Genomic DNA, 15,052 nt, shown 5'->3' with positions numbered 1-15,052 from the left:
TGTTGCATAGCTCGAAAAACCTGCTGGGTGTCATACCGTGGCTCGACCACGGTATCCATAAAAACAGTTAAAAATACTAATAATATTAGTATTTTTAACTAGACCCCGTGGACAAGCCACAGGATGACAGCGTTATCAAGCTTGTTCAGTATTCGGCGTCGTTTTCTCTTCTCCGGCAACCGTAATTTCATCACTATCATAATTAAATGTGTCCGTTGTAGAAGGGGTAGACGGTACAGGCGATTTGCTTACTAACTCAGAAGACTTTTGATCTAAATAGTCTCTTACTTCTCGTTTACCAAGCAATTCCATAGCATCATTTTTATTACTCTCTTTTATATATGCTTCAGGAATATAGGCCTTAATATATTCCATATCAGATGCGTTTTTTAATAAATAAGGTGATACAAATTCTAATATGTCCTTACCGCTTTTTTTATAATTAGCAAATGAGTAAGCAACACAAATGCCGTAGTCATTTAATTTATTACAAAATTCTTGTGTCTTGTCTGTCAAATGTTGTTTTGCAGATTCTACAGCTTTTAAAGCATATAATATCTGTTCCCTTTGTTGCTTGAATAGAAACATCATCTGAAGCCATCCCGTAAGCTTTTTCAAGCTCTTGATCTTTAAAATGTAATTTTTTTGTTAATTCTTTTATTTCAGTAACAATAGGGTTTTGAAGGCCTTTTATAGAGGTAAGACTAGCAGTACTTGCTGAGAGTTTACTTTTCATAATATACCTATTAATAAATTTAACATATTTCTATATTCAAATATTAATTTTTATTAATAAATAATAATCTTATTTGAAAAACAATAAATCTATTAAATAGTGATAAATATATTACATAGTATGTCATTCCTGCGGAAGCAGGAATGACATATATTATATCGAACAAGCATTACTACCGTTATCATCATCTTCACGGATAAATTTTTGCTTTACCTTAGAATTGTTATTATACGGCTTACTATTTTTTACCGGTGGATAATTTACAGGTTCATAATTTGTAACGGGTGGTGCATAATTTTGGTTTACCGTAGCATTTGGACAAGTATATTTTGATATATCACGCTTAGTTTCTCTAAGCATTGCTTTTATCTGATTTAATTCCTCTTGCATCCTTTTTTCTTTATCGCTATCGTCTTTTCTAACCTTTTTATTTGCTCTACTTAAAGTCATATCATCATCGGATTCAGCGAAGCCGGCTTCTGCTTTTTGCCTTGCCATATCCCTTTTAATCATCTTAAGATACATTTCACGATTTCTCTTTACAGGATCGATTCTTTCTCCTCTTAAAGGACTATCGCTATCATAGTCATCATCATCTTCGTTATCATAATCAAGATTATCTTCTACTATATTCTTTTTAGCCAAAGTAATATATTTATTATTATATACAGGTTTTCTTTTACCGCCTTTAGCACCTTTACCATCAACCAATCTATTATTTGCGGATCTTTGAAAATAGCTTCTAAAATTATCGGTACAAGCTGAAAGTAAAAACATTCCTAAAAATAATATTATAATTTTTTTTAACATATATTTATATTATTCCAAAACTTTGATTAGACTTTCTTGATTAATGCCACATAATAGCCAAATTTGCAAGAATAAAGAGCCGGACTTCTGTGTGCTTAACTAAATTATTGTTATTCTGAGGTATTTTTGGCTTTGCTAGGATGGCTTAATATAGCCATTCTATGTCATTCCCGCGAAAGCGGGAATCCAACTACTAAAAAGTATAAACACACTTAAATTTAAAAAATTAAAAGCTCAATTTATCTCGCTTTTTTCTGGATTCCCGCCTTCGCAAGAATGACCTCCGCAGAGCCAAAACGTTAAATCACTCTTTCTATTAAATTACTTAGTAGCAAATGCCCTTCTTTTCTTCTTTTTAATAAATTTTGTGAAGCATCCCCTAATATCTTAGGATTATTTATCAAATCGAGTATTTTATCTGCTAATTTTCCTGCAGAAATATTATTCTGCTCTAAACACCATCCTGCTTTTTTATCTGCAAGCAATTTTGCATTATAATATTGATGATTATCCGCAGCACTAGGTAGTGGAATAAAGATTGCCGGCAACCCTATATAGGTCAATTCTTCTATAGTAGATGCGCCTGCTCTTGAAATCACTAAATCGGCTTCTTTATATTGCGATGCCATATTATCAAAGAATTCAGCAAATTCATAATTAATGTTTAATTTCGAGTATATATCTTTTATTTTTACTTGATCATCTAATGCTGCTTGCTGGATTATATTTAATTTAAGATTTGGCTGTTTTTGCATTAAAATTTGAATACTTGCAGGTATCAGCTCTGAAAATAGCTTAGCTCCTTGACTACCGCCAAAGATGAATATAGTAAAAAGCTTGTCATTCCGTGGTCCTGCCACAGAATCCAGTCTTTTTTTTATTTTTTTGGATCCCGTGGTCAAGCCACGGGGTGACACTGAGTACACTACAGAATCCAACTCCCTAATATTCTCCCTAACTACCCCACCGGTAACTACTATTTTACTTTTTGCAAATTCCGGTAAATTTTTTACGTCTTCATAAGAAATAGCTATCTTTTTAGCAAAGTTTACAAAAAATTTATTAACTTTTCCAAGGTAAGAATTCTGTTCATGAATTATAATCGGTACTCTTAAAAAAATTGCCGCAAACATTGGAGCTATAACAGGATAACCGCCAAATCCTATAATAGCTGAAGATTTGATATTATATAATAATTTAATAGCTTTTAAGATCGCAATTGATAAGTTTGGTAAAAATAAAAAAATATTACCTGAGCGTTTTAAATCTAAGATATGAAAAATTAACCCCAGATTGTGATTTATATATTTTTGGCATCTTAAATCAGTAATAAAATGAACTTCATATCCACGTTTTACTAATTCTTCTCCAAGAGCGACAGCCGGAAAAAAATGCCCGCCCGTACCACCTGCTACTAAAATTATTTTTTTCATATTTCAATATTACGAATTTTGTACGAATTTAAAGGTGTTCTGTGTCTTGTAAAGCCAAGAAGCATACCGGTAGCGATAGCTATTGCAAGCGTTGAAGAACCACCGTAACTAATAAACGGTAATGTCATACCTTTAGTAGGAAGTAAATGCAAGGTCACACCCATATTAATTATTGCCTGAAGCCCTAATTGTGCAATTATACCGCTAGCAGCAAATTGTACAAATTTATCTGTTTCGTTTAATAATTTAATAAGACTTCTTAATACTATAAAAGCAAATATACCTATAACAATAAGGCAAATAATAGCTCCAAACTCTTCACCTGCTACGGCAAAAATAAAATCCGTATGCGAATCGGGTAGTACCTGCTTTACTGCTCCCTCCCCTGGACCTCGTCCATATAATCCGCCATGCTCAAAAGCTTTAAGAGACTTACTAACTTGATAATTCTCGCTACTATCAGGATCTAAAAATGAATTAATTCTTTGCGTGACGTGTGGTAACCAAAAATAAGCGATGGTTACTCCTATTATTCCTAAAAAACCGGCTAGAACAATCCAAAATATCGGCATACCCGCAATAAATAGCTGAATACCGAAAACTGCCGTAATCATTACAAGCATTCCAAAATCCGGCTGAATAATTAAGAGAATAGCAACAATAGAATAAAGTATTATACAAATCGTAAAACTTGGGAAATCATCACTAAATTTTAGCGATAATATCCAGCCCGTAACAACTGCAAAAAACGGTTTGATAAATTCTGAAGGCTGAATAGATAGACCTAAAATATTAATCCATCGCACTGCCCCTTTTACTTCATAACCAAAAAATTTAACTGCTATTAATAAAACTATACTAGCAATAAACCCAACTATTGCAAACCGCCTTAACCATTTTTTATTAAGACATGAAAATAATAATATAAGCCCTGAAGCGGCTGCTAAATAAAATATTTGTCTAGATGCAAAATAATTTTCTTCAAGACCTATTCTACTTGCTACTGCCGAACCCGAGGTAGTAACAAGCATTAGACTAAAAGCAAATAAGATAATTAAAGAAATTATTATTTGCCTATCGGTACTCCGCCACCATAATTTTATAAAGTTATTAGACATGTGATGGTTCTTAAATACTAGACAAATAGCTTTTTAATAAATCAAATCCTATAGAATTTTCAACTTTTGATTTAATAAGTTCATAGTCTATTTGCTGATTTTTTATTGGTATTTTAATTTTTACATCTTTTAATAATTTAGTATTACTACATTTTCTATAATAAGTAAATTTCCAAGCACTACTCCTTATTGCTGTACATAAAAATATTTTAAAATATAAGTTATTGTATATTTGTTTCAATTTACAAATTAAAACATCAGCGTTTGCAGTAAATTTATACGGTTGATAAAATGCACAACATGAAGAACCGTTTGCCGAAATAGTAATACAATCCGTATCAATTATATTCACCGGTATATCATAATAACCTACAATACCATTATTGAGTTCAGTTGTTGTAATTACCGGTATATTACCTTCTTTTAAAGAATTAATAGGTGGACATTTACCTCGCTTAATTGATGAAAAAAATTCTAAAATATCAAATACTTTTATTTCTTCGTTAGTTTCATTTATACTTTGCTTAAATTTATGTTTATCTCGATTAATAAATGCTTGTAACAAATTTGTTGTAATCTCAAAAGTCATGCTAAAATCACTTGAAGCTTGCAGATAACTTTCAGGGGCTAAATCAAAGCTATCATCATCAGTATTAAGTTTTGATAATCCTATTACTTTTTCTATATTGTCAATCTTATTATTTAATATAGTAAATTCTCTAACCTTTTGTTTTATTAATTTAATATTTGAAGGTAGATTATCTAATATAACCCTTTTGGCTTTTTTCATGGTATAGCCATCATCCATTATCGCAAATAATACTTCTTGATTAAAATCTTGAGGTTTATGTGCCTCAATTATTATAGCATAAGTGCCTTTTGAGGCTACAGGACAAAATAACTCATCAGACAACTTAATAACCGCTTTTATAGTATGCCTTTTCAGCAATTCCTTTCTCCATGTTATTTCGCCCTTAGCATCACTGGCTGAGGTTATAGTTGAGGTTGGAAGTATAGCAAATAACATTCCTCCTCTAACCATTTGAGAAAGTGCATGGTTAACAAATCTGTATTCTTCTTCATTTTCTATTGCAAACGGCGGATTCATTAATACTTTTGTTATAAAAGTTTCTCCTATATCTTCTTCTACTAATAAATCTATTTTTTTATATTCACTACTTATCTTTTTAAATTTACTATTTAACGTATTCCCCTCATATATATTACTTTTTCCGTCACCTCTAAATATCATATTTACCAATGCTAAACTAACTATTTCAGCATCTTGCTCTACACCATAAATATGTTTATTTTTAAATTCATAAATCTGCTCTTCTGAGGCAGTAGATTTTATACGATCAAAAGCTGAAACTAAGAATCCTCCTGTTCCACAGGTAGGATCAAACACAAAATCATTATACTTTATATCAATACATTCAACAGCAAATTCCGTTATATGCCTAGGTGTTAGGACAATTCCTATTTCCTTTGCATCATTAGCATATTTTAAAAAAACCTCTTAAAATTGTCCTAATACATCTCTACCACTATTAATAGCAGAACGAATATTTAAATTTTTTAATTCTTGTATTGTATCGACTAAGGCTTGCCTATGTTTTATATGAACATCTTTAGACGTAGGTAATTTTAATTCAACTTCTTGTACAAAATTTTCTTTATTTTGTTTTGCTAAAATACTATGTACTCTAGTATTTATATCTTTTATTAAAATTGTTGGTTCTTTACTTATTTTTAAATTTTCATCTTCTGCTAATGCTAAAAGTAAAGAGGCAATAACTTTTGCACGATTTCTTTTGTTTATAGCTCCATTATGTAATATATTGTTGATTTTATTTGCTTTTGCTAAAAATAATTCGTCCGAAACAACCTCTTCATTAACTGAATAATGATTTGTATTAATAATTTTCTCAACTGTTTCCGGAGTTAAAAAGCCTGTTGTTTTGTATCCATTTATTTCAACTCTATACCAATTTTTATTAAAAAAATAATAAGTCTCAACTAAAAATGAATCTTCTTTATTTCCTGCAACACCGCTAATAAAAACACAACTATTTTCTTGTAGCTTATTTAGCATTACCGCATATTCTTTTGCTTCATTTACTGCAGTTTCTAAATCTTTATGACTCGCTTTTGCTTCAATAATCCACCATAATCCATTATCAAGTTTAATAACATTTTCAGGTACTTTTCTCTGTAATGCTATTTTTAATACTTCATTTTTTAGAGCTTCATGCTGTGTATATACTTGACCATGAGTATTAAAGTACGGATTTTTTATGTTCCAACCAAGCTCTTTTAAAGAGTTTTGTATAAATACGTAAGCTCTAAATTCGCTATTTTTCATAATTTATTTTTCCAAATACAACTTCATAAACAATTCCCCACGCTCTTCAAAATTTTTAAACTGATCATATGAGCTACAACTAGGTGCTAACAAGATATTTTTTACCTCCGCATTATCACCTACTGCATCCTTATAAGCAAGATCGAAAGCCTGCTCAAGATTATCACATATTACAAAATCTACTATATTCTTAGCAGTATTTGCAAATATTTCTTTAGCTTGACCATAAAAATAAGCTTTCTTAATTTTACTGAAATAAGGCTTTATTTCCTCAATACCGCCCTCTTTAGGGATTCCTCCCGCAAGCCAATAAATATTATCTAGTGCTTTAATTGATTGCACGGCAGATATGGCATTTGTTGCTTTACTATCATTATAAAAACTTATATTATTTATACTACCGATATATTGCATTCTATTAGGTAAACTTTGAAAACTACTTATAGACTCAAGTATTTTTTTAGCCTCTACTCCTATTATTTTAGCGACCGAATAGCTTGCAGCGATATTCTCATAATTATGAGTTCCTTGCAAATTTTTATTAAAAGATAATTTATAACTTATATCATTATCGTTAATTTTATCATCAACTACCGAAATGCCGTTTTCAAGAATTTTAGTAACCGAAAAAGGAATTAGTTTTATACGCTGCTCTTGCTGTAATAGCGTAAAAATTTCACGACAATAATCATTATCAATATTAATTACTGCATAACTATCTTTATCCATTCTATCAAAAATCTTAGATTTTGCTGCAATATAACCGGTCATATCTTGATGTCTATCCAAATGGTCGGGAGTTATATTAAGAAGCACGGCTATTTTAGCTGTAAAGGTTTTTACTAGATCTAGCTGAAAAGAAGACAATTCAAGTATATATCCATTCTTACTTGCTTTAGCTTGCAAAGCAGGAACTCCAATATTACCGGCAAGCGGATAGTCTAAACCGTTACTATTTAAGATATGGCTAATTAAAGCGGTAGTAGTACTTTTACCGTTTGTACCGGTTACGGCGATAAAGTTTAAATTTTTTGATTTTTCAAATAATAAATCTATATCGGAAATGATTGGAATATTAAAATTTTTTGCAATATTCACTATCTCATGCGTTAAAGGAATTCCAGGACTTAAGACAATTTTATCTAAATTTTGCCATCTTGAATCAGATAAAGCAACAATAGCGGTTTTACTATAGTCAAATGATTTGACTATATATAATTCTTCAAATATATCTCTATTTGCTTTTAGATCGTCATAAACAATTACGTCACATTTACCTTGCAGCTCTTCATAAACCGATATACCGGTTTTACCAAGCCCAAAAATACCTATTTTTTGTTTTGTATGAGAATTCATGATTTTGTAATTGAAGGGGTGAGCAAGAAACTGTCACCCCGTGGCTCGACCACGGGGTCCATAAAAACAATTTTAAATACTAATAGCTATTAGTATTTAAAGCTGGATCCCGCTACAAGCTCGCGGGATGACAAAGTGGATTCCCACCTTCGCGGGAATGACATAGAAAAACCTTAGTTTATCTCTTGCATTAAAGCTTGTTCACCTTCATTAAATTCACCCTGTCCTTTTATATTATTATAGGTCGATTTACTATTCCCGGGATCAGGCAAATAATAATGAGGCGGAACTTCTAGTGCTTTAGCACGCTGTACTTGATACTCATTAGGTCCGGCTGTTGATATACCTACGGTTTCTTTTAACTTTTTACTACAAGCAGAAGTAATTAATAAGACAGTAAATAATAAAAAAATCTTTTTCACTTATACACCTTTAATTTAAATTATATTTTATTAGACCTCTTGCATAACCTCCTTCTAAAGGTAATTTGTACGTCAATCCGGTACTCGCATCTGCACGATTGTCTATATACGCTGCGGTGGCAAGTGCTTCCGTGTTTCCTTCAAATTCCTCTTTATAAGATAGGTTATGTAAGAGGTCTATTGTCACCGTTATGATCGGTGTTACGAATTTTTTCAGCCATAGCTTCAATTTGAGCATTATCATAATTCCCTTTAGCCTTTTCTTCAATAACTTTTTTAGTACTACAATAATCTTCTATTAAGATAATTACTCCTATTGTAATAAAGCAATCAGCTAAATTAAATACGGGGAAGCTATAATTCTGATAATGAAAATGGATGAAGTCAAAAACTGCTCCTCTAAAAAATCTATCAATTAGATTACCAACGGCACCGCCGATTACAAAGCTATAACCTGCAAAACTCCCTATTGTTTTTGAATGTAGCATCAAATAATATAAATAACAGACAATAAGCGTGTTAGTTATTAAAAAAATAGCATTGCTATATTGATAATATTCACGCATTAGACCAAAGCTAATACCGTAATTCCAAGTATAAACCATATTTAAGAAAGAAGTAACCTTGAGCATTAAGCCTGGTTTCCATCTCAAATTATCAATAAACCACCATTTACTTAACTGATCAATAATCACTAAGGTTATTATTATACGACTACTACGAGCAAATGTTAGATATAGTTTTTTTAGGAGTAGGAACATAGGGGTTTTGTGAATGAGTAATATAGTATGGAATGGTTACACAAATCGTCATTGCGAGAAGAAACTGCAAGTTTCGACGAAGCAATCTCAGGAGTTTGCTATTATTTCATGAGATTGCCACGTCGCTTCGCTCCTCGCAATGACGATTCGGGTATCCACGCAATAATGCCTGCTCGCAATGACGAATATCTTACAAAGAAACTTCAACTGCTTTACCGACTTGCAATTCCTTATCAAGCTTAACATTTAAAGTTTTTATTTCTTTTTTAAATTGTTTAAATTTCTCTAAATTTTTTCCGTTTAATTCTACCCCCGGTGTTGTTTTAACCGACATAGGATTAACATGTTTGCCGTCAATTTTAACTTCATAATGTAAATGTGGACCTGTAGCTCTGCCAGTACTTCCGACATATGCTATAACCTGCCCCTGTTTTACTATGCTTCCCACTTTTAAATTTTTTGCAAAATTTGAAGCATGAGCATAAGCAGTAGATAGCGTACCACTATGTTTTACCTGAATAAATTTTCCATAACCCGACTTCCAACCTATCTCCGTTATAACTCCGTTTCCTGCGGAATATATAGGCGTACCGGTTGGAGCTGCAAAGTCAACTCCCTTATGAAGTTTAGTATAACCTAATATCGGATGCTTTCTATTACCGTAATGTGAAGAAACTTTTATAACTTTTAGCGGAGTTTTAAGTAAGCTTCTTTTTACACTCTTACCGTCTTCGGAAAAAAACACCTGATTATTTGCATTACCATCATGAGAATAACGATATATATTATATTCTTTCCCTGAAAGATTTAATGAAACATATAAAATTTTACCGTGGTGAGAAAATTTACCGTCTTCCGTTACGTATTTTTCCGTTATTACGGTTGCGGTGTCACCGCTTTTTATTTGACGCTGAAAATCGATTTGATAAGCATAAGCATTAATCAGCTCTATTATACTATTATTCGATAAACCCAGTTTTTTAAGGGCTGACATAAAATTTGATTCAATACTTACCGACGATTTAGCAACTTTTTTACTTAAAGGTACTACAATTTCTTCAACTTTAAAATTATCACCTTCTCTAATTACTTCAATAGTTTTTAGCTTATCGATAATTATAACGATTTTATTTAAGAATGTTACCTCTGAGGTTAAATCTTCATCCTCGTTTTCAGTAATTTTTGTTTCATATTCAAAAGTAATTTGCTGCCCTATTTTCAGTGAGGACGATAACTTCCCCTCTTTTACTAAACTTACAATTTTTTCTATTTCATTTTTAGGGATATTCTGTTCTATCAAAATTGACTTTATAGTATCGCCTTTTTTTACTACTACTTCTTTAAATGAAATTGTTTCTTCTTCACTACTATCAGGTTGTACTAAAGTTATGGATAAAGTGTCGTTAACATAATTATTAACGGCAAAAGAGACAAAAACAACTAATGCTATAAATAATAATAAGGAAGAAGAGGTGAGGATTTTCCTGAGACGTGCACTAATAAAAGATGATGGTAATATGCCATTAAAATCATAAGATAGTGCGGTATCATTCATTAAAATTGCTCTGAAGATTATTTGAATCAATTTTTCATTACTAATAATAATATGAACTATATACAAACAAATTACAATAGAAAATTGTAAAATTTTGTTTTATTTCTGTTTTATTAGTTTTTTATTGATTAAAATTAAATTTTTTATATAAGTTAATTTTCATTAACTTATATAAATGAAGATTATGCCTAGACTTTTCCTACTTCTATTAATTTTTATAAATCTTATGTCCTGCTCATCTAACCATAATGATATTAAATTGCCCAAAATAGAATATTATGAGAATATTTCTTTAAATAAAAACTGTCCTATAAATAGTGAAATAGTTCTAGTAGGCGGTTGTTTTGATTTATTACATTACGGTCATATAGAATTTCTACGCAAAGCTAAAAAACAAGGTAAATACTTAATCATTGCTTTAGAGCCGGATGAAACAATTATTAAATATAAAAAACGTCAACCTATTCATAATCAATTACAACGAGCAAAAATTTTAAGTTCTTTCACATTTGTTGATAAAATACTTATATTACCTAAACTAAAAGATTTTAATGATTATGCTCGGTTAGTGCAAAATATTTGTCCTTCTGTAATCGCTGTAACAAAGCACGATCCTCAGTTAATAAATAAACAAATTCAAGCAAAATTAATAAATGCAAAAGTAATAGAAGTTATTGACTTACTGCAACATCCTAATATAGGTACACTTTCTAGCTCAAATATTATTAAAAATATGTAGTTTTTACAAAAATTTATCGATTTTTACTTTAATAAAACTGTATATACATTTATATTATATATAGAAATAACTTTATATGTGCTATGAAAAATATTATTAGACATCTTTCCAAACCAGCTTATAGAGAGGAATTTAAAGGATACACTTCACCTTGCACCGCAGCATACATAAGCAATCGTGCAGATGCGAGTCTAGGCTCGACGTATAAATTACCTCTAGAAGCGAAGTTTTGGAAGATGTCTATTGCTTTAATTTGTTTTTTGATTGTTAGTAGTAATTGCTTTGCCTCCGAGCCGTTACCTTGGCAAGTAACGTTCCAACCGCCGGCAAGCCCGATTATGGAGGAATTACATCATTTTCATAATTTTCTGCTTTATATCTCAACAGCTATTGTTTTATTTGTTGCCGGATTACTCGGCTTTGTATGTATCAGATTTAATGCAAAAAATAATCCAGTACCAGCAAAATTTTCACATAATGTTTTAATAGAAATAATTTGGACTGTAATACCTATTATAATTTTAGTTATTATTGCAGTGCCGTCTTTTAGAATATTGCGTCATGCCGAAAAAATACCCGAAACGGATTTAACTATTAAAGTAGTAGGTTATCAATGGTATTGGCATTATATATATCCTGATCATGATAATTTAGAATTTGATAGCGTAATGATCTCTGATGAGAATTTAAAACCTGACCAAAAAAGATTATTAGATGTTGATAATCGCATTGTTATCCCTGAAAATGCTACCGTAAGGTTTCTTATTACCGCAGGTGATGTAATACATAGTTTTGCCGTTCCGTCGCTTGGGTTTAAAATAGATGCAGTCCCAGGTAGAATAAACGAAACCTGGACAAGAGTTGCCAAGAAAGGTGTATATTACGGGCAATGCTCCGAGCTATGCGGTATTAATCACGGCTTCATGCCGATTGCTATAGAAGTAGTAAGTAAAGAGGATTTCGACAACTGGATAGCGAGTAAGAATAAGGTTGCTGTAAATGGTGAAAATCCAAAATTGGCTGCTAACTAAGAATAATGAATAACAAATCAACTCGAAGCCAATACTGAGAAATTAGTACAAGCAAAATAATAATAGTAAATATTTATGACATTAAATCTACCAAAAGTTATTCCTGAGTTTTTACAAAAGCATTCTGATGAAAAATTTACATCTGACGAACTTGCAAAAGGAATTTTTAAAGATTATCCTAAACAATGCGAAGAAAAACGACAAAGAAGTAAAGCAAAAAAAGTATTATTAACAGATGATAAGGCTTTGATTAAACAAATTGCAGCTGAAATCCCCAAGTTTCGATCAAGTTTACAGAAAAATCATCCTAAAATTAAAACAATAGAAGGACGACCACGTAAATATTATTATACAGAAAAAACCGATATAGAAGAAATTGAGCAGATAGAAACATTTAACGCTTCCGGCTCTTCTCCTAAGTTAAAAGAAAAAGATTTATATAGTAAATTATCTGAATTTTTGCATTCAGAATTCAACATATATAGTTATCGAATTAATGAAAAACGTTCAACCAATGGACGTGGACCCGACGGTAATAAATGGTTATATCCCGATATTGTTGGAATAGAAGATTTAAGTGCCGATTGGAACGATGAAATCAAGGATTGTGTACAAGAATATTTTGACAAAAAAACCAAACTATCATCGTACGAAGTAAAAACGGTAATTAACCAATCCAATGTTCGTCAAATATTTTTTCAAACTGTTAGTAATTCTTCTTGGGCTAATTTGGGATATTTAGTTATCACGGAAATTCGCGGTGACAATACAAAAAAAAGAATTAAACATATTATGCAACTTACATGGGATTGGTGTTATTGAACTTAATATAGATAAACCTTTAGAAAGCTATATTAGAATTCCGGCAAAAGAACGACCGGAAGTAGATTGGAATACGGCAAACCGTTTAGCTGAAGAAAATAAGGATTTTCGTAATTATATTGAAAAGATACGTCACTTTTATAAAACAAGTCATTCTGGGTACCTCAAACCTAATACACAATCAGAATAGCATTAGCTAGCAAAATTCAGGATAATTTATGACTCAGACTATAACTACTACCGAAATTTATCACGATGACCACCACACTCCGCACGGTTGGAGGCGGTGGCTTTTTTCTACCAATCATAAAGATATCGGCATTATGTATATCATATTTGCCGTTTTTGCCGGAATTGTCGGCGGTTTGTTCTCACTGCTTTTTAGGTTAGAGCTTGCAATGCCCGGCGGCACTTTCTTAAATCATGATTTCCAGCTATATAACGTGCTTATCACGGCACATGCGGTTATTATGGTATTTTTTATGATTATGCCGGCTTTGTTTGGCGGCTTTGGTAACTATTTCGTACCTCTGTTAATAGGAGCTCCCGATATGGCATTTCCACGCCTTAACAATATCAGTTTTTGGCTGTTAGTTCCTGCTTTCATCCTACTTATGGGTTCTGCTTTTGTTGACGGCGGTCCCGGAACGGGCTGGACGCTTTACCCTCCTTTAAGTAATTTGAGCGGTCATCCGGGAGCAGCCGTTGATATGGCTATTTTTAGCTTACATTTAACGGGTCTATCATCAATCCTCGGATCAATTAACTTAATCGTTACTATCTTTAATATGAGAGCTCCGGGCATGGGACTTTTCAAGATGCCGTTATTCGTTTGGTCTATATTAGTAACTGCATTCCTTATAATCTTAGCCATGCCGGTACTTGGCGGAGCTATTACTATGCTACTTACAGATCGTAACTTTGGAACTAATTTCTTTAAGCCTGACGGCGGCGGTGATCCCGTATTATTTCAGCATCTATTTTGGTTTTTCGGTCATCCTGAAGTATATATCGTAATACTTCCGGGCTTTGGTATAGTTAGCCAGGTTATCTCAACTTTTTCACGCAAACCTATATTCGGCTATCAAGGAATGGTCGGAGCTATGGTAATAATCGGATTCGTCGGGTTTATCGTATGGGCTCACCATATGTTTACTGTTGGTCTTTCTTATAATGCACTTATATATTTCACTGCCGGAACAATGATTATAGCAGTTCCGACGGGCATTAAAATATTTAGTTGGATAGCAACTATGTGGGGTGGCTCGATTACATTCCCGACTCCTATGCTATTTTCAATAGGATTTATTATATTATTCACGATTGGCGGCGTAACCGGCATAATCCTATCAAATTCGGCACTTGATAGGGTACTGCACGATACTTACTATGTTGTGGCACATTTCCATTATACAATGTCGCTCGGTGCTTTATTTACGGCATTTGCAGGATTTTATTACTGGTTCGGCAAAATATCCGGTAAACAATATCCGGAAATTTTAGGCAAAATTCATTTTTGGATTACATTTATTGGTGTTAATTTAACTTTCTTCCCACAGCATTTTTTAGGGCTTGCGGGTATGCCAAGAAGAATACCGGACTACCCTGAAGCTTTTGCCGGCTGGAATATGGTTTCGTCGATAGGAGCAGGTATCTCTATGGCGGCTGCTCTTTATTTTGTATTTATCGTTTTCTATACACTAAAATACGGAAAAAATTGTCCTAACAATCCTTGGGGTGACGGTGCTGATACGCTTGAGTGGACGCTTACCTCACCACCGCCATTCCATACTTTTGAAACACCCCCGCATATTGAGGGGTAATAGTGCCTTTGCTGTGCGGATGCCAAGTCGTCATTGCGAGGAGTTGCGTTAGCAACGACGCGGCAATCTCATAAGATAATT

General features: G+C 32.4%; 16 protein-coding genes and 1 pseudogene. 6 read left to right on the top strand and 11 right to left on the bottom strand.

The window, feature by feature from the left end:
* Window positions 1-2: 2 nt before the first annotated feature.
* Window positions 3-99 (top strand): annotated as a pseudogene (locus tag H6P87_RS07510) (permease); the annotation flags it as partial.
* Window positions 100-135: 36 nt separating this feature from the next.
* Here H6P87_RS07510 and H6P87_RS02975 read toward each other — a convergent pair.
* The 11 genes from H6P87_RS02975 to H6P87_RS02920 all read right to left on the bottom strand — a co-directional run bounded on the left by H6P87_RS02975 (window position 136) and on the right by H6P87_RS02920 (window position 10,556).
* Window positions 136-516, bottom strand: a complete 381-nt coding sequence (locus H6P87_RS02975; protein ID WP_202070189.1) for a hypothetical protein — start codon at window positions 514-516, stop codon at window positions 136-138.
* Window positions 488-736 (bottom strand): hypothetical protein, encoded by a 249-nt coding sequence (locus tag H6P87_RS02970; protein ID WP_202070188.1) that lies wholly within the window; start codon window positions 734-736, stop codon window positions 488-490. Before H6P87_RS02970 ends, H6P87_RS02975 begins: the two co-directional genes overlap by 29 nt.
* A gap of 153 nt (window positions 737-889) precedes the next feature.
* Complete coding sequence (locus H6P87_RS02965) at window positions 890-1,546, bottom strand: hypothetical protein (protein WP_202069976.1); 657 nt, start codon at window positions 1,544-1,546, stop codon at window positions 890-892.
* A 299-nt stretch (window positions 1,547-1,845) separates the two neighbouring features.
* On the bottom strand, window positions 1,846-2,979 hold the full coding sequence (gene murG, locus H6P87_RS02960; protein WP_202069975.1) for an undecaprenyldiphospho-muramoylpentapeptide beta-N-acetylglucosaminyltransferase: 1,134 nt from the start codon (window positions 2,977-2,979) through the stop codon (window positions 1,846-1,848).
* Window positions 2,976-4,097: a putative lipid II flippase FtsW gene (gene ftsW, locus H6P87_RS02955; RefSeq protein ID WP_202069974.1), complete on the bottom strand. Its 1,122-nt coding sequence runs from the start codon at window positions 4,095-4,097 to the stop codon at window positions 2,976-2,978. Before ftsW ends, murG begins: the two co-directional genes overlap by 4 nt.
* 10 nt (window positions 4,098-4,107) lie before the next feature.
* Window positions 4,108-5,553, bottom strand: a complete 1,446-nt coding sequence (locus H6P87_RS02950; protein ID WP_246438105.1) for an N-6 DNA methylase — start codon at window positions 5,551-5,553, stop codon at window positions 4,108-4,110.
* Window positions 5,554-5,616: 63 nt separating this feature from the next.
* Entirely contained in the window at window positions 5,617-6,462 is an 846-nt protein-coding gene (locus tag H6P87_RS02945; RefSeq protein WP_202069972.1) for a hypothetical protein, read from the bottom strand.
* Window positions 6,463-6,465: 3 nt separating this feature from the next.
* A complete protein-coding gene (gene murD, locus H6P87_RS02940) occupies window positions 6,466-7,818 on the bottom strand; it encodes a UDP-N-acetylmuramoyl-L-alanine--D-glutamate ligase (protein ID WP_202069971.1) in 1,353 nt (450 codons plus the stop codon).
* A gap of 173 nt (window positions 7,819-7,991) precedes the next feature.
* Window positions 7,992-8,240, bottom strand: coding sequence for a membrane lipoprotein lipid attachment site-containing protein (locus H6P87_RS02935; protein WP_202069970.1), 249 nt, complete (start codon window positions 8,238-8,240; stop codon window positions 7,992-7,994).
* Window positions 8,241-8,404: 164 nt separating this feature from the next.
* Window positions 8,405-9,001 carry a signal peptidase II gene (gene lspA, locus H6P87_RS02925; protein ID WP_202069968.1) on the bottom strand — a complete coding sequence of 199 codons (597 nt, stop codon included), beginning with the start codon at window positions 8,999-9,001 and terminating at the stop codon, window positions 8,405-8,407.
* Window positions 9,002-9,191: 190 nt separating this feature from the next.
* Window positions 9,192-10,556, bottom strand: a complete 1,365-nt coding sequence (locus H6P87_RS02920) for a M23 family metallopeptidase (RefSeq protein ID WP_202069967.1) — start codon at window positions 10,554-10,556, stop codon at window positions 9,192-9,194.
* Between the two features lie 226 nt (window positions 10,557-10,782).
* Between H6P87_RS02920 and H6P87_RS02915 the strand changes: the two genes are divergently transcribed.
* The 5 genes from H6P87_RS02915 to ctaD all read left to right on the top strand — a co-directional run bounded on the left by H6P87_RS02915 (window position 10,783) and on the right by ctaD (window position 14,971).
* Window positions 10,783-11,295, top strand: a complete 513-nt coding sequence (locus H6P87_RS02915; RefSeq protein ID WP_246438069.1) for an FAD synthase — start codon at window positions 10,783-10,785, stop codon at window positions 11,293-11,295.
* A gap of 83 nt (window positions 11,296-11,378) precedes the next feature.
* Entirely contained in the window at window positions 11,379-12,326 is a 948-nt protein-coding gene (gene coxB, locus H6P87_RS02910; protein WP_202069965.1) for a cytochrome c oxidase subunit II, read from the top strand.
* 75 nt (window positions 12,327-12,401) lie between these two features.
* Window positions 12,402-13,148: a hypothetical protein gene (locus H6P87_RS02905; protein ID WP_202069964.1), complete on the top strand. Its 747-nt coding sequence runs from the start codon at window positions 12,402-12,404 to the stop codon at window positions 13,146-13,148.
* Window positions 13,087-13,338: a hypothetical protein gene (locus H6P87_RS02900; protein ID WP_202069963.1), complete on the top strand. Its 252-nt coding sequence runs from the start codon at window positions 13,087-13,089 to the stop codon at window positions 13,336-13,338. Before H6P87_RS02905 ends, H6P87_RS02900 begins: the two co-directional genes overlap by 62 nt.
* Before the next feature lie 28 nt (window positions 13,339-13,366).
* Window positions 13,367-14,971 carry a cytochrome c oxidase subunit I gene (gene ctaD / locus H6P87_RS02895; RefSeq protein WP_202069962.1) on the top strand — a complete coding sequence of 535 codons (1,605 nt, stop codon included), beginning with the start codon at window positions 13,367-13,369 and terminating at the stop codon, window positions 14,969-14,971.
* Window positions 14,972-15,052 lie beyond the last annotated feature (81 nt).

Origin of the sequence: Rickettsia tillamookensis (genome assembly GCF_016743795.2) — a bacterium.
Classification (GTDB): domain Bacteria; phylum Pseudomonadota; class Alphaproteobacteria; order Rickettsiales; family Rickettsiaceae; genus Rickettsia; species Rickettsia tillamookensis.
The sequence above is the reverse complement of the archived record's forward strand: the minus strand, read 5'-3'. Positions and strand labels throughout refer to the sequence as shown.